The sequence below is a fragment of the Paenibacillus sp. CMM36 genome (assembly GCF_053570945.1).
In genome coordinates, this window is sequence record NZ_JBSEDY010000001.1 from 794,142 (window position 1) to 814,411 (window position 20,270).

Below are 20,270 nucleotides of genomic sequence, written 5' to 3' on the forward strand. Positions count from 1 at the left end.
GATTCCCTAGAAACACACATTGAAATAGTGCAGGCGAATCATCGTATGCTTGACATACGGAAGCTGTATCCGCGAGGGTCTTGTCCAGCCCCGTAAAGGTCTGAACCACACGCTGGATACAGCTTCTAATGCAAAGCATCCATATCTATTTAAAATCTAATTTTTATACTACAGCTTGTTACCATTTATGCTTAGATGGAGCAGGTGAGGCACTCTTCCACAGACAGCTTTTTGGTGCGTGTGTAGTATAACGATTTAAGTCCTTTGTGTGCGGCGTACAGATAGCAACGTGCTAACTGACGCGTAGTCACGTCACTGTTCACATGAAGAACGGTCGAAATTCCTTGGTCCACATGCGGCTGGATTTCTGCAATCAGATCCAGCACTTTGAATTGGTCCATTTGATAAGCGGATTTATAGAAGAACACGTTATCCTTTTGCAAATAAGGCATTGGATAGTAGGTCGTCGAATTGGCATAGGTACGGGTTTCAATCTGCTCAACAATCGGCATAACACTGGATGTTGCATTTTGAATGTACGAAATGCTGGCAGTCGGCGCAATTGCCATACGATAGGCGTGGTACAGGCCATTTTTCATCACATCTGCTTTTAATTTGTCCCAGTCCGCTGTAGTCGGAACATAGATGCCCTTGAATAACTCTTGCACACGTGCAGTTGTTGGACGATAATCTGTGTTCAGGTATCGGTCAAAATATACGCCTGTCGCATAATCCGATTCCTCAAATCCATAAAAGCTTTGTCCAGCCGCTTTCGCGATTTCCATACTCTTTTCGATGGAATGATAGTTCATCGTCATGAAGAAGGTACGGACAAAATCTTTTGCTTCATTGCTTTCATACGCAATTTTGTTCTTGGCAAGGTAGCCGTGCAGATTCATGACACCCAAACCGACGGAATGCATTTCACGGTTCGCTTTCGCAACACCTGGCGCATTAGCTACTTGGGTCATATCGCTGACCGAGGTGAGCGCAATCATACCCTCGTGAACGGATTCGCGGATTTTGCCATGCTCCATCACATTTACAATGTTCAGAGAAGCCAGATTACAGCTCACGTCCCGGCGGATGGTATCCTGTTGGCCGTAATCTGTAATTTCGGAAGTTTCCTGCAACTGGAAGATTTCCGTGCATAGGTTCGACATCTTGACTTGACCCACGTTTTTAAGAGCATGTGCCTGGTTCGCGTTACTTTTGTTCATGATATATGGATAACCAGACTCCAACTGAATCATGGCAATTTTCGTCAGCATGTCACGTGCGCTCATCGCTATTTTTTTCTTCACCCGATCGTCGGCGAGCAGCGTGTCGTACATTTCATCCAAATCCATGTCGTCCAGATGTGTTCCATAGGCTTTGAACACACTGTAAGGAGCAAATACATGCAGCGGTTCATTATCTTGAGCCAGCTTGTAAAAACGGTTTGGCACCAGCAATCCAATCGAAAGTGTCTTAAGACGTACTCTTTCGTCAGCATTGATTTTTTTGCTATCCAGAAACTCCAGCACATCCCATCCGAAAATGTTGTAATAGGCTGCCCCAGAGCCTTTACGTTGCCCCATTTGATCCGCATAAGAGAAGCCGTCTTCCATCAGCTTCAGCACAGGCATAATGCCTTTTGCTGCGCCTTCTACGCCTTTAATCGCTTCGCCGCGTGCCCGCAGCTTCGACAGGTTAACGGCAACACCGCCGCCGATTTTGGACAACTGCATGCAAGTGTTTAGCACATAGTTGATCGAGTTCAGGGAGTCGTCCATTTCGAGCAAGAAGCAGGATACCAATTCCCCACGGCGGCTTTTGCCTGCATTCAGGAACGTTGGTGTCGCTGGCTGGAGACGTTGCTCCATCATCGAGCGGGACAACAGGCGTGCCGTATCCGCGTTACCGCGTCCCAAATGCAGGGCAACCGCGGCAACCCGATCAGGGTAATGTTCCAGATAGACTTTACGGTCATTACTCTTCATTGCATAATCGGTATAAAACTTGGATGCTGCCATATAGGAAGGGAATTTAAAATTATAGCTATGAGTGATATGGAAAATATCATTAATTTCGTCAGCCGTATAGCTGTTGTAGAAATTCTCATAATAATCATTCTCAATCATATACAGCACTTGAGCGGCTGTGTCAGCAAACTTCAAACTCCGTTCCTGAACTTCCTTCATAAATTCTGCTACAGCCTCTTGGTCCTTTTCCAATTGGAAAAAGCCGTCTGTATCGCGTTTCATCAACATGTTGTTCAATTCAATATGCCGCAACTCGGCTCACCTCCTGTTTAAAACGCTCTACATCTCCGAACGTTCCAGATAATTCAAATTTACTAATCACGGGGACATTATAATGATCGGCAATCAAATCCGCACTTTTGGCAAATTTCTCACCCCAGTTACGGTTGCCGCTTGCAGCTACACCAACAAGGTTTTGAGCATTCTTTTTCAAAAAGGAAGATACCCTCTCAGGTATCTGCCCAAACCCAGTTGTATATGTAATAAGTACGTAAGGTTCTTCTATAGTCATTTGCTCCTCGATCTGAACCGCTGGAAGCTTGAGCTTGTTTATAAATCTTTTTACATTGCCGGTCTTGGAATCATATGCAATCAGCATGGTATGCAACCCCCTTAAACATTTAACGAAAAAAGAAAACGGCATTGCCTGGGATCTATTATAGATGGAATCCCTTGCTGGCTGCGCCATTTAAGATTTTTGACTCTATATTTACATGTATTTTCATACCTGTATCTTCAAGATATCGGGCATAAATACGTTTTTTACACTATATTTAGAGTACATTCTCTATTTTATATCTATATATAGTTTTGTCAATCGGTCTAGAGGGGATCAGAGGACCCAGATCGGGTAGAAGTCCAAGCGGGGTGCGGAAAAGAGCGAAAGAACTTTTTTTTCGTAAGTATGTTAAAAAAGTATTGGAGTTTTTGAGGGTGAAGATGTACGATTTGTCAATGGGCAATTGAATGGAAAATTTACATTTTACTGTAGAAAGGATGAAGTGAATGGGAAGTGATTCTATGGAAGTTCAATCGTTTAATACGATCTTTTTTATCGTATTTGGACTCATTGCTTTTGTAATGATTATGGGAATTGTCAAAACGATCGGAGCGGGCCTGTCCAATCAAGCAGCCGAACGGGTACAACGTTCATGTAAGGTTGTGGATAAACGGACGAGAGTGCGTGGGGGATCAGGCGATTTTTCAGCTTCGACCTATTATTATATCACCTTTGAGTTTGACGGGGGTGAGCGTAAGGAGCTGGAGGTGAAGGATAGGGACTTTGGTATGATTGTGATCGGGGATCGTGGGGAGCTTCATTATAAAGGTACACGTTTTCTGGAGTTTGTGAGAGTAATGGAAGCATAAAGGTGCTTAAACAAATACATAATCGGAGGGAAGATTACGATGCCGCATATCATTGGAAAACGAGTTGTATTGAGAGAATACCGTCAAGAGGATATACCAGATATCCGAAAATGGGTCAATGACCCGGAAATCACACGTGGTTTAAGCGACGTGTTTATCTATCCGCATTCACAGGTGAATAGTGAATCTTTTGTACAGATGATGATTGACGGCAACCCCGAGATCAAAGGTTTTGTCATTGCGCATAAAGACACCCTGGATTATATCGGACAATTGGACTTATTTAAAATCAACTGGGTGAATCGGCATGCCACCCTTGGAATTGTGATCGGGCGTGACGGTGATCTGGGCAAAGGTTATGGACGGGAAGCGATCCGGCTGTTACAAAAATTTGCATTTCATACGCTGAACCTACATCGACTGGAGCTGGAGGTCTATGCGTTCAATGAACGTGCACACCGTTGCTATTTGGCCAGCGGCTTCAAGGAGGAAGGGCGGCTGCGGGAAAAGCTATTCAGGGAAGGGCGATACTATGACATTATTCAGATGGGGATTTTGCGAAGTGAATATGAGGCTGCACAGCAATCGACGGAATCCTGAGAGTGCAACCTCATAAGCTATATTACTCCGTCAGCTTTCTTCAATTTTTTATGAGTGAAATCACGGGGACTACGCTCATCCTTTTTTTATTAGCTAAAGGACTTTCTTTGCAGAGTGCGAACTTCTTACTGGTTGTATTCTTTATAAGTATTTTTCTGTTTGAGATACCTACTGGGGCTATTGCAGACAAGTATGGAAGAAAAATCTCTGTTATTTTGGGACTTTGTTGTTTTCTAGCCTATAGTGTATTGTTCGTTTCGACAGATCATATCGGGGTGCTTGTGTTTGCACAAGTCTTTGGAGGTCTGGCTATATGTTTACAATCAGGTTCGTTGGAATCATGGGTTGTGGAAAATAGTGATAAGCCCATGGAAGTTCTTTTTACAACCTCTAACAGTATACAGTACATTTCGGGATTTATTTGTGGTCTGTTGGGGGCCTTCCTCGCAACTTTTAACTATTCACTTCCATGGGCGGCTAGTATTTTATCTATTATTGTATGCATTTTTCTATGTTTCTTTTATATGGATGAGGAGAATGTTGCACATCGAAAGACGTCTACTACTCGTATTAAAACGATTATCAGAGAAAGTGTCCGTATCGGTTTTGAAAATAAGTTTATCTGGATTGTGTTTATGATTGGCTTATTTATCAGCTTTTCGAACTCGGCGGGGAATACATTCCAACAGCCACGTCTGGTTGGCCTTTCTGAACAAGGGATTTGGATTATGGGGTTTATCAAGGCAGGGTATTCACTATGTATGACTTTGGGAAGTTACCTGGTTCGAAAGCTAGGCGCACGATTCAGTGATGTACATATACTCATGTATGCCTGCGGCATGATTGGGATATGGCTCATTTTAGCCGGTGCATTCAACACATTTTATCCTGTACTGCTTACCTTTTTGATCTATGAAATTGGGCGCGGCATGTACCCGGTTGCGAAACAAATTTTTCTGAACAAAAGAATCTCTAATGAGTATCGTTCTACACTACTATCTCTGGATTCTGCGATTTCACAATTAGGCATGTGCATAGGTTTAATCGTGACAGGGACCATCAGTCGTAATTTTACGGATTTGTCTTCCGATCAAACACCTATTCAAATATCTTGGGTGATGTGTGGCGGGATTGCGTTGATTCCTATCATTTTATTGTTTTACGTCAATCGTGTATCAGGGAAAAGTAATTCTTGAAAAGAAAAAGAAACCAAACAGAATATGTAATAATAGTTAATGTAGAAGGGCTGAACAGCATGGTCTGTCAGCCCTGTAATATTTCATTAAAAAGGCAAACCCTATTTTTCGCCGTACCACAGTTTCAGCCGATTTTGAATTAGGCCAGTGTAGATTTCTTCAGCCTTTGGCACACCCGCCTGATCCAGCTCTTGGAGCATGCGGTCATACACAGCGTCGAACTGATCTGGCTTGGCGAGTACGGCCTCAGGAATGCGTTTGCGTACAATGTCCTGCGACTTTTGATAAATAACATTGTAATTCGTATTGGTCGGAACAGGCATGTTGTAGGCAGCCCCCCACTCTTTTACCGGAAAATCTTTTTCGTTCGGGAACAGGTCTTTCCACGTATGGGCTTTGTATGCCTGAAGGGACTCTTTTTCGGCTTGACTATAATTTTCGGTAATCATCTCCGGATAATTGGTTGTGTAATAGTTGCCAGAGGGGTCTTTCACGCTATCGCCATAATGTGGCCCCCATATCCAGTACAAACCGATACCTGACTCTCTGCTAAAAGAAGCGTTATCGGTGTTCTTACGTTGTTGCACATCCGCTGGAATGACTCGTTTGCCGTTCTCTTTGTTGTAATGCTGGCCTTCAATTCCCCAATTGCGTAAAATTTGTCCTTCGTCGGAGGCCAGAAAATCCAGAAACTTGATAGCCCGCACCGGATTTTCACATGAGGTTGTAATTCCGATCCCGGATGCGGTATCGAAGCCAATGGGCTGAAGGGAATGATCCTCGTATTTCTCATTTAAAGTGACTGGAAAATGGGCGTAAGTGAATTCATCCTTACCTGCTGCCTTGAGCGCATTTTCGGCATCTTGATAGTTCCATTCCTGATCAATGAGTCCGATGACACGGCCTGCGGCAATTTTGGACTTGTACTGATCACTTTTTTGCACAAAAGTATCCTTATCCAACAGTCCTTCATTGTACATATGGTTCAACCAACGGAAATATTCACGTTCTTCTGGGCGCTTGTAGTGAAGAATGGCTTTGTGTGTTTTAGGATCAATATAATATTCGCCATCGTCGGGTCCACCTGTAGCAGTAACAGCCGGGTTTGTCACTGTAATTTGAATTTTCCAGTCCTCGGCATCGAGTGATAGGGGGATGGTTCGCTGTCCATTGGTGGTTGGATATTTGGCGACATAATCTTTAAGTGCTTTTTCAAAATCTTGAACGGTGCGGATTTTAGGGTATCCGAGCTTCTTAAGTGCCTGGTGCTGGATTTCGAAGCCGGCTTGTGCATCAAACGCAATGTGATCCACACCCAGATTGGTCGGGATCGTGTAGATGGCTGGATCTTCACTACTATATTTAATACGATTAAAATAGTCTCCATACACTTTCTTAATGTTAGGGCCGTATTTGTCAATGAGGTCGGTTAAGTCAATGAGTGCCCCGGCATCGACTAACTTGCCAATGTCTGATTTAGGGTACACGAGATCTGGATATTCTCCGCTCGCTGCCATTAAAGCAAACTTTTCCTCGCCTCGACCATTGACAGCATGTTCGGCATTTAGCGTAACGCCCGTTTTCTTGATAATTTCCTGTCCGACAGCATCCTTCATGTTGTTCCAGTTAGAGCTGGAATCACCGCCAAAGAAAGTAAATGTAATGGGACTGGTGTCATTAGGATCTTCCTTTTCTGCCTTACCGTCTGTTCCATTCGCACAGCCCGTTGTAACGAGCAGCAGCAAAGACAGGAGTAGAATAGAGCTCTGTCGTACCGACCTGTTCATGAACATTTGCAAATCCCCCTTAATAAGTATGATTTACACAATGTAAGTGCTTTCAATAGTAAATTGTAGGAAATAAAGAACCTCACGTCAAGTCATTTATAATTGTTTGTTATGCAGTTTGTTTTTTTATTAAGCAAACATATTTTAATGAAAAGTGTGGATTTGTGTAAATCCATCGTTTGATGATCTAAAACAAAGTATGCTACGATGGTACCAGTTTATAGGCATACCTGTATATTTAGAAGACTAAGGTAGAAAAAGATTTCGAATAGGGTTGGGTGAGGAGATGCGTGGAAAAGTAACATTACAGGAAATTGCGGATGCGGCGGGTGTTTCAAAGTTTGCTGTTTCGCGTGCACTGTCAGGCAAACCCGGTGTAAGTGAAGAGACGAGGGCGCTGCTGGTTAAGCTTGCTGCCCAGATGGGCTATTTTCGCAGTCATCCCAAAATGACTGGGATAGAGCCTCGGGACACAGATGCCAGAGAATGGTCGGGTACGGTGCTGGTGTTATTTCCAAATATTCGGCACCAGAACAGGGAATCCAGGTACTGGGGACCTGTATTTGAAGGGATTTCCGAGCGTCTGAACCGTAAGGGGATGGATATGATCACGTTAACGGAGCCCTCGACTGAGGATATGTTTTCTCTACTGAACCCGGAGGCGATTAAAGGGATTATCACAGTAGGGACAATTTCAACTTCGTTGTTGCTAAACATTTATCGGATGGGTATTCCGGTCGTCATGGTAGATCATTGGGATTCTGCATTTTTAAGTGATACGGTGTTTACAGATAATCGCACATGCATGAGTGAATTAATGAAGGATTTGCTGTGTAGGGGCTATACCCGCTTTCAGTTTGTGGGTCATATTGATGACGCTCACAGTTTCTACGAACGCTGGGAAGCTTGTCGTTCTACACTGGAAATGAGCGGAGTAGAATTGCGACAAAATAAAGCCCTTCTTCACGGAGGAGCGCAGGCGCTTGCTGAGGAAATGGACAAGTTGTCTGAGGACAAACTGCCTGAGGTTTTTGTATGTGCTAATGATGTGACTGCTGCGCAGGTCGTGGATGTGCTGAAAGAAAAGGGGATTGACGTTCCGAGGCGTTGCGGAGTGACCGGGTTTGACGATACGAATGAACAAATGCCAATTTATGCCACGGTGAGAGTGGATAAGGAATTGCTGGGAATGCGTGCAGTGGACCAATTGTTGTGGCGCATAACGAACCCGAACTCGCCTGTCGAGAAAAAGTTGCTACATGCTGAGCTATTCATACGGGAAGTTCATGCACCCCGGATCAGTCGGGAAAATGATGACCGTGAGCGTCCCATCAGCACAATCACATATAGTTAATGTCCAGATACGTGTGTGACACCATACATCGTGAAGACAAAGGAGGTCGCTTTTAGCCTGTTTGGGGCAGAGGGCGACTTTCATTTTGTATTTTGTCACTTGTTCCAAAAAAAACAATTGACTACTTTGTTAGCTTAATGTTATTTTTGTTATGTTACTGACGAATCCAGATGTTCCCAATCATGCTTATAGGGAGGCTTGTGACGATGGTTAATGTGATAGGGTTGGATGGCTGGAGGTTTAGAGAAGCACAAAGTGATGAGTGGCTCAGCGCGAAAGTGCCGGGTTGTGTGCATACCGATCTTTTACGACATGGCAAAATTCCTGATCCGTTTATGGGTATGAACGAGATGGAGGTACAGTGGATTGATAAGCAGGATTGGATATATGAAGCCCATTTTGAGATAAATGCAGATCAGCTTCAATGTCAATGTGTAGAGTTGGTGTTGGAAGGTCTGGACACATACGCGGATGTAAAAGTGAATGATCAATCTGTCTTGTCAGCCAATAATATGTTTCGAGTATGGAGACGGGATGTGAAGGCATTGGTTCAGCAAGGGGAAAATCGGCTAGAAATCAGTTTTCGTTCTCCGATTGCTGAAGATGTACCCAAGCTGGAAAGCTTAGGTTATGGACTCCCTGCACCCAATGATCAGTCCGAAATAGGTGGTTTGTCCGATAAAAAGGTAAGCGTTTTCGCACGTAAAGCTCCTTACCACTATGGTTGGGATTGGGGACCGAGGCTGGTGACGAGCGGTATCTGGAGAGAGGTTCGGATCGAGGCTTGGTCCGGTCTGATCGTGAGAGACTTGTTTATTCGACAGGACGAAGTGAGTTCGGCAGGGGCTAAACTCATGGCAGTGGTAGAGATCGAAAATGCAGATGAGATTAGAGATGCCGAGTTGCGTATTTCTGCTGACGGCAAAGTGTGGTCCAAGCCAGTTCGGCTGCTGAAGGGGAAGCAGACAGTGGAGCTGGAGCTGGAGATGAAGAAGCCGAAGCTGTGGTGGTGCCGTGGACTGGGGGAGCCGCATCTATATACGTTTGTGGCCGAATTAGTGGAACAAGAACAAGGAGCTGTAATCGCGGAAAAATCAGTAAAAACGGGACTGCGTTCCATCCGTCTTGTACGGGAACGGGATGCAGCAGGAGAGAGCTTTTATTTTGAGCTGAACGGAATTCCGGTGTTTGCAAAAGGGGCTAACCATATTCCGAATGACAGCTTTGTCACTGAAGTTACGATGGAACGATATCGGTATGAAATTGCCAGCGCAGCCGCCTCGAATATGAATATGTTGCGAGTGTGGGGTGGCGGTATATATGAGCAAGACGTATTTTATGAGCTTTGTGATGAATACGGTTTGCTCGTGTGGCAAGATTTTATGTTCGCTTGCAGTATGTACCCAGGCGATGAAGATTTTATAGACAATGTGGCACAGGAAGCCGAGGACAATATCAAGCGGCTGCGTAATCATCCCTGTATTTCCTTATGGTGCGGCAACAATGAGATCGATTCTGCGTGGGCGCATTATGAAGAGAATGGAGGCTGGGGCTGGAAAAAGAACTACACACCTGAGCAACGGGAACGCCTGTGGAATGATTATGAAATGCTCTTTCATCGGATTCTACCGGAGGCGGTACGCACCTGGTCAGCGCAGACAGCATATTGGCCCTCCTCCCCGCTAATTGACCTGACGAGAGATCGGAATCAGCATGCCCATCGGTCTTCAACTGCAGGTGATGTTCATTATTGGGGTGTATGGCACGCGTCTGAGCCGTTTGAGAATTATCATGTACATGTGGGCCGTTTTATGAGTGAATATGGTTTTCAGTCTTTTCCTGAATACAAGTCCGTTCGTACTTATGCGGAAGAGAAGGATTTGGAACTGGAATCTGCGGTGATGCTGGCACATCAGAAGAACGGTGCGGGCAATCGTCTGATTAAAGAATATATGGAGCGGTACATGCGAGAACCAAAGGATTTTACAAGTTTTCTTCCCATGAGCCAAATTTTACAGGCAGAAGCAATGAAAGCAGCTATAGAGGCGCATCGTCGTCACAAGCCTTATTGCATGGGAACATTATACTGGCAAATGAATGATTGCTGGCCCGTTGCCTCCTGGTCGAGTATGGACTATTTTGGTCGTTGGAAAGCGCTCCAATATACGGCTAAGCGTAGCTTTGCCGATGTGTTGTTGAGTGCAACAGATACAGAACAGGGGAATAAGGCACTACATCTGGTCAACGATACACTAGAGCCGATATCAGGTACGCTGCGGCTGACGCTTTTGCATATCCGAAGCAGCCAGGCTGTTCGTGAAGAGAATGTTAAGGTAAAGCAACCAGCAGGTGGTGCAGGAATTGTACATATACTGCCTATCGACAAATGGCTGAGTGGCCTGAACCGTGCGGAGCATATGCTGGTCGCGCGTCTGACGCAGAATGGTGAACAGGTGATCTCCAGTGAAATTTATTTTGCAGACACGAAAGAGATGGATTTACCGCAGGCAAAAATTGAAGTGACAGAGATTCAGGGAAGCGAGGCTAGCAGATTCATGCTGTGTTCGGATGTACTTGCCCGACACGTGTGGCTATCGGCAGAGCAGGAAGGTATTTTCAGCGACAACCATCTGGATCTGGCTCCCGGTATTCCAAAAACAGTGGAATTTTTGGCTTTGCACAACGGTTCATCGGCATTTGTGGCAGCTGCGCCGGGTACATTGACAGTACATTCATTAGTCAATTGGATACAAGGTTAGACAACAGTAAAAGCTTATCCGTCTTTAAGTAGATGATGGATAGGCTTTTTTTTATAATATAAATTTATTTTTGTGATATGTGGAGCGATTTCATAATGTTCATATACATAACAAAAGAAGGCTTGGGAGCTGAGTGATAACAGATCATTTGTAAGAAATTTATCTATTCAGCATCTAACTGTTGGAATATAAAAAAACATATGGGCGGCCGAGAACTTGTAGAGGAAATCCGTCAGTTGGACTTTAGCAGGGTGGAGCTGAATTATAACATTACCCGGGAAATGCTAACGACGATTGAGCCTATGATTGAGCGGGGGAAAATCGGCATATCGAGTGTGTACAATACATTTCCTCATACACCAGATCCGAATTAGCACGAATTCCGTTCTGCTCGGGTTTGACGATGAGACCAAGCGACAACGTGCGATAGAACTGCTGGTGCAATCTGTGGAATATGCGCATCAGTACGGAGCAAAAGCGGGAATTGTGCATCCCGGACGACAGATGGCGAATGGACAGAGCGCAGCAACGGAATTTATAATGCCGTTAGCGGTATTATGCTAATTCATGCTGCCCGAATATTAAAACTACCGGAGCTACGCCTTTACCTGTGAGTGAAGTCTAAAACACAGTAAGCATCTATTTTTCGGGATGGGGTCGATTCCCAAAGAATAGATGTCTTTTTATGTTCATTTATGCAGAGGTGGAGCGCTTCCATTGAGCTTGAAGCCATTGTGGTGTACACTGTCCAGAACAGGTGTAAATTGGAACGTCAGGAAGGCAGGACGGTTACAAGGAGGGAAAGACACGTATGTATGCCCGTTTAAGATCGTTAAATTATCCAGTAAAACTTTATGTTTTTTTAACACTGGCCTTATGCTCCGTAATCAGTACATTGTGGATCATTAACGTGCGACTGCCCTCAGGGGGCCGCCCTTATCTTTTTATTTGGTGGAATATGATGCTGGCCTGGATTCCTATGCTGTTGACGCTGCTGCTTGATGTAGTGTATAGCTCGTGGAGGCGAGGAACGAGGACTTTTTTACTCTGGGTCACGGGGGCGGCATGGCTTTTCTTTTATCCCAATACACCCTATTTGATCACAGATTTGCTGCATGTATTCGCCAGATATCCGTTTCTCGGGGAGCAACGTTTCTGGGGAAATCCGTACTTTTGGAATCATGTATTGGGGATGCTGCTGGTAGCCATACTTGGTCTGACAATGGGATTTGTATCACTTGAATCCGTACGACAGTTGGTACAACGTGCACGTGGTGGGCTTGTTAGTTGGCTGTTTATGATGGCGGTACTCTTGTTGAGCAGCCTGGGTATTTATATTGGCCGTTTCTTTCGAGGGAACACATGGGATATTGTTTCTGCGCCTTCTCAACTGTATGCACAGGTATCTTCCATATGGGCAGACTCCTTGCAACGTACTCATTTTGTGGAGTTTAGCGGGATGGTATTCGTTATTTTGCTCGTCAGCTATGTATCCACGATGTGCGTAGTCTGGATGGGGAACAGCCGCCAGGACGAATGGCGTCGTTGGTGATTTTGTTGTAACTGAGTGGCTGAATATCATCATAAATATAAAAACAAAGGAGGAATAGCTACAATGAACGGACAGAATCGATCCGACATCTGCGCTGGTCTTCAGGTAGATATTGTACTTAAAAAGGATCAGCCTACCGGTAAGTTGACGCGAGGAACGGTGAAAGATATTTTGACCAATTCCCCACGTCATCCGCATGGAATCAAAGTGCGTCTGACAGACGGACAGGTTGGGCGTGTCAAACATATCGTAACGAACGAAGGCTAGAGCTTTGGGCTGAGGAGGAATGACGATGAACCAGGCAACGGCATGGTCTAAAAATGATCGCTACCCGCTTGTTTTACTTGTATTGCTGGCGCTTGCCCTAATTTGGTCTTTGATTCGCCCGGCGGATTATTTTACATGGGTACTGGAAGTTCTCCCAGCAGTTTTAGGAGCTGTACTGCTGGCGGCTCTGTACCGAAGATTTCGGTTTACCAATCTGGTATATACCCTAATCTGGCTGCACGCATTGATCCTGATTGTGGGCGGACATTATACCTATGCCGAAATGCCACTGTTCAACTGGATTCGGGACACGTTCGGACTGGAGCGCAATTATTATGATCGACTTGGGCACTTTGTACAAGGTTTTGTACCCGCACTCATTGTCAGGGAAGTGCTGTTGCGTAAAACGGCCTTGGGAAGCGGGAGCTGGCTCACTTTCCTCACGGTTAGTGTGTGTCTTGCGATCAGCGCTGTATACGAGTTGATTGAGTTTGCTGTAGCCAAGGCAACGGGAACAGCAGCAGAAGCTTTTCTGGGCACACAGGGGGATGTATGGGACACCCAATGGGATATGCTTCTTGCGTTCATCGGCGCTTTGACCGCAGTGATTTTGTTGAGTGGGGTACATAACAAGCTGCTGAAACAATTAAGGTATTAGCAAAGGTTTTTCTTCTTTTATCTGCAATTGTAGTTAGACGGGGAAATAGTTAAGCTGATGAAGGGTGGTTACAGAATGCGTGAAGGAGCATTTTCTAACCACCCTTTAGCATCTGTAGCTATGAAGTCCTCAGAGTTACATTCGCGTCATGGGATGGCTGTCAAGATGGAGGGTCGCTGCGTCCATGTAGCTGTCCAGTAGCCGTTCAAAAATACGGTCCCATGTCTGCTCCAGACTGTAGGCTCTACCAGTTCTGGATATAGCATCGCGAAGTGAGGCATCCTTATACAACAGGTGTACAGCTTTGGCAAAGGCAGAGGCGTCCCCAGCAGGACACAATAGCCCCGTTTTTCCATGGATTAGATTATCTTTTACCCCGCCTTCATTGGCACCGACCACAGGTGTACCGCTCGCCATAGCCTCCAGTACTACGTTGCCGAAGGTTTCCGTGGTTGAAGGGAAGAGAAATACGTCGGCTGCGGCGTAGAGTTCAGCTAATTCCGGCCCTTTCACAAAACCAAGCCAGTGGAGTGCATGCTCCGGCACCCCTATATCCGCTGCAGTTTTGACCTTATATAATGGACCATCTCCTGCAATGACCAGCACAGAGGCTGCGCGGACGTCGTCAGGTAACTGGAGGTAGGAATCCAGTAACGTGTCTACCCCCTTTTCTGGTGCAAGCCTGCCCACATACAAAATAACAAATGCATCTGCATGAACGTCCCATTTCTTCCATACTGCATGACGGTCCACCTTTGGTTGAAATCGGTCGGTATCAATGCCTCTGCTCCAGATTTCGAGCTGCCCCATTCCTTTATTGCGCAACAATTCCATGGTTGATTGAGAGGGGACATATACCCTTTCGCAATGTCTATGAAACCAGAGCATGTATTTCCATAACGCAGGTTCAAGCCAGCGAAGCTTGTAATATTCAAGGTATTTATCAAAGTGGGTGTGATATGAGGCAACGAGTGGAATATGGTGTTTGGCTGCGTAGCTTGTTCCATACAGGCCAAGGTTAAACGGAGTAGCGACATGAATCAAATGCGGGGAAAAGGCTGACAGACGCTCGTTGATCTGTTTGGCGTTGGGGATCGCAAGTCTGCATTCCCGGTACAACAAAAAGGGAATACTTCGAAATCGCTCTACACCCGGCCCAGAGGGCAGATGATGGTCTGCCTCCGGTGCGAAGACGAGCGTAGATACTCCATGTGTCTCCAGATAGCCAATCCATCGTTCCAGGGTCAGAGCAGCGCCATTCACGTCAGGCGTATACGTGTCCGTAAATAATGCAACTCGAAGCATGCCTTCATTCCTCCTCCGCCATTCTCATTTATCCTATGACGTTCCAGGGGAGTCCGCTTGGAGGCTCCGGCTTTTATTGTGTCATGATTTTGTTTACGGGCTTGCCGGGTTTTGTAAAAGCTGGCCCGCGGACGGGCGCTTACCTCGAAACATCCTGTAATAGGCGAGGGAGGATAAAATATAGAAAACACCTGTCATGCTAAATGTGATGGCATAGCCCCAGTAGTTGCCATAAGTTGTAACTAGATAGGCTTGTACAGGTCCCATACCTGCGGTGCCTAGCATCCAGGTCGTCTGGAGAATGGAGTTGGCAATGCCACGATTTTTATCTGACACACGTTCGACGAGAACGGCGGTTTGCAGCGGATTGGCTGCATTCATTAACGCTTGCCTGAATAGAAAGCTGATCGAAGCGATCCATAGCACGCTCGTAAAGCCTGTAATGAGAAGGAACGGTAGCGAAAGCAGTTGGAAACCAACTATAGCTCTGACTAGACCAATTCGGTTGCCGAGGGTAGGTCCGATCAACATGGAGAGGATGGTCATGAGCTGGCCGAGTGCAATCAGTAAACTCATTGCGCTGAGCGATACGGAGAAGCGGTTCGTAAAATACAAATTAAGATACGGGATGACCAGACCTGAACCCAGTCCAAGAAAAAACTGGGCCAGAACAAATTGTCCAATAACCCGGCGATCAGAAGAAGCAGTAGGTGTCTCCGAGGCAGGTATATCGGATGTACTGTACGGCGTCTGTACTTGTTCTGTTTGAGGTGAAGATTCGGCAGGAACTGGTGCTTCTAAGTTAGCCATAGTTTTTGTGATGAACAATAGAGGAATAAAAGCAGTCAATGTTGCCATTCCTCCAAGGAACAGAGCAACCCGCAGACTGGATAGCGGTGTGATTCCCCACGTCTGCAGCCCATCTGCCAGTACGCCACCCCCGAAGCTGCCCAGGACTTGGGCTGCCAGTACAAGAGCTGAGTAATAGCTGAATATTTTTAAACGTTGGGCTTTGCTTATGCTTTCTGCTAAAAAAGGCACGGCCAGCACCTGAATAAAGGCGGCGAATATACCTGAGATTACGGCAAATACCAACATGCTTCCGCTGGTATCTGTAAAGGTACGGGCGAGAAAGGCCAGGCCGCTGAATAACGCGCCGATGACCAGCATATTTTTGCGGCTCGTCCGATCCCCCAAAAATCCGACCGGAATGAACAGCAACGCCGTCGCCAGCGCCTGCATGCTGACCACTTGGCCGTTCATATCATCGTCAAAGCCAAGCTTTTGGATATACAGATTGTACAGCACAGAAAACATTCCTGTACCCATCTGGTACAACAGATTGGCCATAAAAAACAATCGGATATTACGCGGCCACTTTCGGGGCTCTTCTAACATTTTGCTAGTCCATGACACGATGAGTTCCTCCTGTGACGTGTTGCAAATAAGTTAATACTGTTGATATGTATTCTATCAGGAACTGTACATTTCATAAATATTCCTGATCTTCGCTTGTTTTGGGTAATAATAAAGCATGGACTTTACATTGAATTTTCATTATAGTAATTCGGTATGAATAAATTTGAAAGGTAAGCAGGAGGGATGGCTTTGGCTTTTGGAGCACGGGTGTTGAAAACGGGAATTGCAGTGACGCTCGCCCTTTTTCTGAGCACGCTTTTGAACACCCATTCGCCTGTGGGGGCAGCGATAGCCGCTATTTTTGCCATGCAACCGTCGATATATAGGTCGTGGCGTTATTTTCTGGATCAACTCCAAACAAGCACACTAGGTGCAATCATGGCATTGCTGGGCGGAATGGTATTTTCGAATGAGCCGATTGCAGTCGGACTCGTATGTGTATTGGTACTTATGATATGTCTGAAAATAAATATGGCTGATACGGTTGGATTGACACTCGTGACCGTTGTTTCTGTAATGGAAGCCTCAGGGGACTGGAAATTTGCGGTGACCCGCTTTGCGCTCACTTTGATTGGGATTGTGTCTGCTTTTGTCATCAATGTTAGCGTTTTTCCCCCGAAACCGAAAAGGCAGTTTATTAATCAGATTCAAAATGTATTTAACAGCATGTCCTTGCTGCTGCGTACTGCCATTTCCGATGAGATTAAGGAGTCTGTCTTTAAAGAGGAAAAAGGAAATCTAGAGGGAGCCATTAAATCGCTGTCGGACAAATATCATTTGTTCGAGGAAGAGCAGAAGAAGCTCAAGCGCTCCAAGTTTAGTCAAACGAGACAAATGGTAGTATACAAACAAATGCTCGGAAGTTTACACAAAGGATATGAGGTACTGGATGCGGTGGAAAGGCACTACTTCCAGTCTTTACGGCCAAAGGGAACGGATGCTTTTTTTGACAGTCACCTGGAGTTGCTGATTCGTTTTCACGAGCACGCTCTACTGAAATTCGAAAATAAGCTAAAACCGAACGAGGACGAAAGTGAATTGTTCCAGCAGGCGAACGGCGAATTTATGAAGCATGCGATTACACGTTTTGACCATTGTCAGGAAGGAATGCTGCGGCTTTCTATTGTGGCTGCGGCGATGTACGACTATGGTCACCAGCTGGAGAGGTTGAGCAGATTGGCCGATCATATTCATCCTGTGGAAGAGAGCAGATAGGCGAATTTCCAAAAAGAAAAGCGACCGCATTCATCAATCAGATGAAACGGTCGCTTTTTTATGTAATGAATTCAAGTATGTCAGAACAGGTTAATAGAAGGTTGCCAGAACGCACAAAAAAAGCCCGCTGGTTGCGAACAGGGACTGAACTTGCTACAATAGAGAATGCTCTGTTTTATGGTAAAACCATATGCATGAATTGTGAGTTACACTTCTTTTTACATTATAGCATGCTTCAAAGGATTAGTCAATTTTCCCGGATCAGGGGGATGCCGCGGGTATGTCCGGGTCCATAATAGAGCATAGTTTGTACGCAAGGGAGCCCTGCGTGGAGCAGGAGGAAACGGAACAGGAGCGATGCCAGTGACTACTGAACAGCAATGGAATGAAGAACAACGAAGAGTAGAAGATGTGACCGCAGTAATTAGCGGGCGTATTCGGAAGCTAGAGACAGAGGTTGGTTCTGTGCGCGGAGATGTCGTCGATATGCGTAAAGACTTCTGGGATGAGGTAACGATCAATTTCAGTGAGGCGGATGATGTGGGCGAGACGTCCACCAGTTTGCGTCAGCAGTCTGAGATTTTGTCTGAGCGGGAACGAAGACACAAGCATTCCACAGAGGCGTTAGGTCGTTTGAAAAAGTTGCTTGATTCACCGTATTTTGCACGCATTGATTTTGCTGAGGAAGGGCAGACTGCGGAACGTGTTTATCTGGGGATTGCCTCCCTGCTTGATAATCAAGATGAGGAATTTCTGATCTATGACTGGCGCGCGCCTATTTCCAATCTTTATTACGATAACATGCCGGGTCCCGCTTCTTATAAAACTCCGGCAGGGGAGATGGATGGAGAGCTCACGCTTAAGCGTCAATTCTCGATCCGTGATGGACAGATCCGTTTTATGTTCGATACAGGGGTGACGATTGGAGACGAACTTCTTCAAGCCGTATTGAGTCGCAGCTCGGATGCTCAAATGAAAAGTATTGTCGCTACCATCCAAAGGGAGCAGAATCGCATTATCCGTGATGATCGAAGCCGGATGCTCATTGTTCAGGGGGCGGCAGGAAGTGGCAAAACCTCTGCAGCGCTTCAGAGAGTAGCGTATTTGCTGTATAAGTATCGGGATCGCTTGCGAGCGGATCAGGTCGTGTTATTTTCGCCAAACCCGATGTTTAACAGTTATGTTTCGACGGTATTGCCTGAATTGGGTGAGGAAAATATGCTTCAGGCCACGTTTCAGGAATATTTGGAGCGGCGTTTGGGCCGGGAGTTTCAGTTAGAAGATCCCTTTGAACAGCTGGAATATGTGCTTTCAGCGTCGTTACTGCCTGGGTATGAAGCCAGGATGGAAGGTATCCGTTTTAAATCGTCTAAGACGTTCTTACATGTGATTACAGGCTACAAGGCGTATTTGGAGCAGGAGGGCATGCGTTTTAAACCCATCCGCTTTCAGGGACGTGAGGTGGTTTCAGTAGAGCAGATGGCACGCAAGTTTTATGAATTCGACTCTACGGTGCGACTGGCGAATCGATTGGAACTGCTGCGGGATTGGATGCTTAAAGAGCTGGCCCGCTTTGGTAAGGAAGAATGCTCCGCCCCATGGGTGGATCAACAGATGGATCTGATGGAGCCGGAGGATTATCAGCGTGCCTATAACCGTATGCGCCGTAAATCCAAGAATAAGGGCGATACTTTCGACGATTTTGCACGTGAAAGAGAAATATTGGCGCGTATGGTGGTCAGTGACCGCTTAAAGCCTCTGCGCAAATGGATTAAGTCGCTTCGCTTCGTAGATACGACCCGGCTCTACAGCGAGCTGTTTATGAATGAGGCATTGTTGAGCCAACTGGCGAATCATGCAGAGCTGCCCGTCAGCTGGGGTGAAATTAGTCGGCAAACCCTGCAACGAATTCAGGCTGGGGAGTTAGCGTATGAGGATGTAACCCCCTTTTTATATTTGCGTGAGCTGATGCTGGGCTTCCGTTCCAATAGCAACATCCGTCACGTGTTTATTGATGAGGCACAGGACTATTCCCCATTCCAACTGGCGTTCTTCAAGCGTTTGTTTCCACAGGCTAAAATGACGGCACTGGGTGATTTTAATCAGGCCATCTATGCCCATGCCTCGGTGCTTCAGGATGCAGAGCCATTGTATGACTTGTATGGTGCAGATCAGACCGAGATGATTTCCCTGACACGCAGCTATCGCTCGACACAGGAGATTGTGGAATTTACCCGGGGGATGGTCGCTGGGGGAGAGCACATTGTACCGTTTAACCGTAAGGGTGAGAAGCCTCTGGTAACCGAGGTGCGTTCACGTGAAAAGTTGCATCAACGGATAGCTGGGAATGTCACTGAATTGTTGGCAGAAGGCTATGAGTCCATCGCGGTGATCTGTAAAAATGCTGACGAAAGCGCGGCAGCCTACGAAGCGCTGGAAGGGCAGCTGTCAGTGAAGCCAAAATTAATTAAGAAAACAACCCCCGCTTTTGAAAAGGGGATTCATATCATTCCAGCCTACTTGGCAAAAGGCGTGGAATTCGATGCGGTCCTGATTTATGACGGATCAGCGAAACAATACCATCGTGAGAGTGAGCGCAAGCTGTTCTATACCGCATGTACGCGAGCGATGCATCTGCTGCATATTTATAGCATAGGGGAGATTACGCCATTCGTGAGTTTACGGGATTCGGATACGTATACCCGCAATGTGGAAGAAAGTGATCGTGTTCTGTAGAGAGGATATTGGCAATCAGCTGGGGACAAA

At 45.9% G+C, this 20,270-nt stretch carries 15 protein-coding genes and 1 pseudogene; 11 read left to right on the forward strand and 5 right to left on the reverse strand.

The window, feature by feature from the left end; all coding sequences use genetic code 11:
* Positions 1 to 191: 191 nt before the first annotated feature.
* Both nrdE and nrdI read right to left on the reverse strand, forming a co-directional pair.
* Positions 192 to 2,276 carry a class 1b ribonucleoside-diphosphate reductase subunit alpha gene (nrdE, locus tag ACWA2B_RS03970; RefSeq protein WP_165147728.1) on the reverse strand — a complete coding sequence of 695 codons (2,085 nt, stop codon included), beginning with the start codon at positions 2,274 to 2,276 and terminating at the stop codon, positions 192 to 194.
* Positions 2,263 to 2,622 carry a class Ib ribonucleoside-diphosphate reductase assembly flavoprotein NrdI gene (nrdI, locus tag ACWA2B_RS03975; protein WP_016819181.1) on the reverse strand — a complete coding sequence of 120 codons (360 nt, stop codon included), beginning with the start codon at positions 2,620 to 2,622 and terminating at the stop codon, positions 2,263 to 2,265. The genes nrdE and nrdI overlap by 14 nt, the downstream gene beginning before the upstream one ends.
* A gap of 407 nt (positions 2,623 to 3,029) precedes the next feature.
* Here nrdI and ACWA2B_RS03980 point away from each other — a divergent pair, with 407 nt between their 5' ends.
* From ACWA2B_RS03980 to ACWA2B_RS03990, 3 genes are read left to right on the forward strand one after another with little or no spacing between them, the layout of a single operon-like run.
* Positions 3,030 to 3,392, forward strand: a complete 363-nt coding sequence (locus ACWA2B_RS03980) for a DUF2500 domain-containing protein (protein ID WP_069011357.1) — start codon at positions 3,030 to 3,032, stop codon at positions 3,390 to 3,392.
* A 39-nt stretch (positions 3,393 to 3,431) separates the two neighbouring features.
* The gene (locus tag ACWA2B_RS03985; protein WP_029516763.1) at positions 3,432 to 3,992 is read left to right on the forward strand and encodes a GNAT family N-acetyltransferase; all 561 of its coding nucleotides are present in this window, start codon (positions 3,432 to 3,434) and stop codon (positions 3,990 to 3,992) included.
* 2 nt (positions 3,993 to 3,994) lie between these two features.
* On the forward strand, positions 3,995 to 5,188 hold the full coding sequence (locus tag ACWA2B_RS03990; RefSeq protein ID WP_340885042.1) for an MFS transporter: 1,194 nt from the start codon (positions 3,995 to 3,997) through the stop codon (positions 5,186 to 5,188).
* A 101-nt stretch (positions 5,189 to 5,289) separates the two neighbouring features.
* On the opposite strand, the gene ACWA2B_RS03995 is transcribed toward ACWA2B_RS03990, so the two are convergent.
* Positions 5,290 to 6,981: an ABC transporter substrate-binding protein gene (locus tag ACWA2B_RS03995; RefSeq protein ID WP_039270082.1), complete on the reverse strand. Its 1,692-nt coding sequence runs from the start codon at positions 6,979 to 6,981 to the stop codon at positions 5,290 to 5,292.
* 280 nt (positions 6,982 to 7,261) lie between these two features.
* Here ACWA2B_RS03995 and ACWA2B_RS04000 point away from each other — a divergent pair, with 280 nt between their 5' ends.
* The 6 genes and pseudogenes from ACWA2B_RS04000 to ACWA2B_RS04025 all read left to right on the forward strand — a co-directional run bounded on the left by ACWA2B_RS04000 (position 7,262) and on the right by ACWA2B_RS04025 (position 13,565).
* Positions 7,262 to 8,329, forward strand: a complete 1,068-nt coding sequence (locus ACWA2B_RS04000) for a LacI family DNA-binding transcriptional regulator (RefSeq protein ID WP_039270191.1) — start codon at positions 7,262 to 7,264, stop codon at positions 8,327 to 8,329.
* Positions 8,330 to 8,535: 206 nt separating this feature from the next.
* Positions 8,536 to 11,088 carry a beta-mannosidase gene (locus tag ACWA2B_RS04005; protein WP_449291712.1) on the forward strand — a complete coding sequence of 851 codons (2,553 nt, stop codon included), beginning with the start codon at positions 8,536 to 8,538 and terminating at the stop codon, positions 11,086 to 11,088.
* 200 nt (positions 11,089 to 11,288) lie between these two features.
* Positions 11,289 to 11,586, forward strand: a pseudogene (locus tag ACWA2B_RS04010) (sugar phosphate isomerase/epimerase); the annotation flags it as partial.
* 313 nt (positions 11,587 to 11,899) lie between these two features.
* On the forward strand, positions 11,900 to 12,640 hold the full coding sequence (locus ACWA2B_RS04015) for a DUF1361 domain-containing protein (RefSeq protein ID WP_029516768.1): 741 nt from the start codon (positions 11,900 to 11,902) through the stop codon (positions 12,638 to 12,640).
* 63 nt (positions 12,641 to 12,703) lie between these two features.
* On the forward strand, positions 12,704 to 12,907 hold the full coding sequence (locus tag ACWA2B_RS04020; protein WP_341071958.1) for a YwbE family protein: 204 nt from the start codon (positions 12,704 to 12,706) through the stop codon (positions 12,905 to 12,907).
* 25 nt (positions 12,908 to 12,932) lie between these two features.
* On the forward strand, positions 12,933 to 13,565 hold the full coding sequence (locus tag ACWA2B_RS04025) for a DUF2238 domain-containing protein (protein WP_025721732.1): 633 nt from the start codon (positions 12,933 to 12,935) through the stop codon (positions 13,563 to 13,565).
* Positions 13,566 to 13,700: 135 nt separating this feature from the next.
* On the opposite strand, the gene ACWA2B_RS04030 is transcribed toward ACWA2B_RS04025, so the two are convergent.
* Both ACWA2B_RS04030 and ACWA2B_RS04035 read right to left on the reverse strand, forming a co-directional pair.
* Positions 13,701 to 14,870 carry a glycosyltransferase family 4 protein gene (locus tag ACWA2B_RS04030; RefSeq protein ID WP_069011362.1) on the reverse strand — a complete coding sequence of 390 codons (1,170 nt, stop codon included), beginning with the start codon at positions 14,868 to 14,870 and terminating at the stop codon, positions 13,701 to 13,703.
* 93 nt (positions 14,871 to 14,963) lie between these two features.
* Complete coding sequence (locus ACWA2B_RS04035; protein ID WP_449291726.1) at positions 14,964 to 16,268, reverse strand: MFS transporter; 1,305 nt, start codon at positions 16,266 to 16,268, stop codon at positions 14,964 to 14,966.
* A gap of 204 nt (positions 16,269 to 16,472) precedes the next feature.
* Here ACWA2B_RS04035 and ACWA2B_RS04040 point away from each other — a divergent pair, with 204 nt between their 5' ends.
* Together ACWA2B_RS04040 and helD are read left to right on the forward strand one after the other, a co-directional pair.
* Positions 16,473 to 17,504, forward strand: a complete 1,032-nt coding sequence (locus ACWA2B_RS04040; protein ID WP_175405266.1) for an FUSC family protein — start codon at positions 16,473 to 16,475, stop codon at positions 17,502 to 17,504.
* Between the two features lie 357 nt (positions 17,505 to 17,861).
* A complete protein-coding gene (gene helD, locus ACWA2B_RS04045; protein WP_449291713.1) occupies positions 17,862 to 20,240 on the forward strand; it encodes an RNA polymerase recycling motor HelD in 2,379 nt (792 codons plus the stop codon).
* The last annotated feature ends 30 nt before the right edge of the window (positions 20,241 to 20,270 follow it).

Coding starts and splice junctions, on each gene's coding strand:
- helD (WP_449291713.1), top strand. CDS start 17,862: ATGCCAGTGACTACTGAACAGCAATGGAATGAAGAACAACGAAGAGTA.
- ACWA2B_RS04040 (WP_175405266.1), top strand. CDS start 16,473: ATGGCTTTGGCTTTTGGAGCACGGGTGTTGAAAACGGGAATTGCAGTG.
- ACWA2B_RS04005 (WP_449291712.1), top strand. CDS start 8,536: ATGGTTAATGTGATAGGGTTGGATGGCTGGAGGTTTAGAGAAGCACAA.
- ACWA2B_RS03995 (WP_039270082.1), bottom strand. CDS start 6,981: ATGTTCATGAACAGGTCGGTACGACAGAGCTCTATTCTACTCCTGTCT.
- ACWA2B_RS04025 (WP_025721732.1), top strand. CDS start 12,933: ATGAACCAGGCAACGGCATGGTCTAAAAATGATCGCTACCCGCTTGTT.
- ACWA2B_RS04015 (WP_029516768.1), top strand. CDS start 11,900: ATGTATGCCCGTTTAAGATCGTTAAATTATCCAGTAAAACTTTATGTT.
- ACWA2B_RS04035 (WP_449291726.1), bottom strand. CDS start 16,268: ATGTTAGAAGAGCCCCGAAAGTGGCCGCGTAATATCCGATTGTTTTTT.
- ACWA2B_RS03980 (WP_069011357.1), top strand. CDS start 3,030: ATGGGAAGTGATTCTATGGAAGTTCAATCGTTTAATACGATCTTTTTT.
- ACWA2B_RS04020 (WP_341071958.1), top strand. CDS start 12,704: ATGAACGGACAGAATCGATCCGACATCTGCGCTGGTCTTCAGGTAGAT.
- ACWA2B_RS04030 (WP_069011362.1), bottom strand. CDS start 14,870: ATGCTTCGAGTTGCATTATTTACGGACACGTATACGCCTGACGTGAAT.
- ACWA2B_RS04000 (WP_039270191.1), top strand. CDS start 7,262: ATGCGTGGAAAAGTAACATTACAGGAAATTGCGGATGCGGCGGGTGTT.
- nrdI (WP_016819181.1), bottom strand. CDS start 2,622: ATGCTGATTGCATATGATTCCAAGACCGGCAATGTAAAAAGATTTATA.
- ACWA2B_RS03985 (WP_029516763.1), top strand. CDS start 3,432: ATGCCGCATATCATTGGAAAACGAGTTGTATTGAGAGAATACCGTCAA.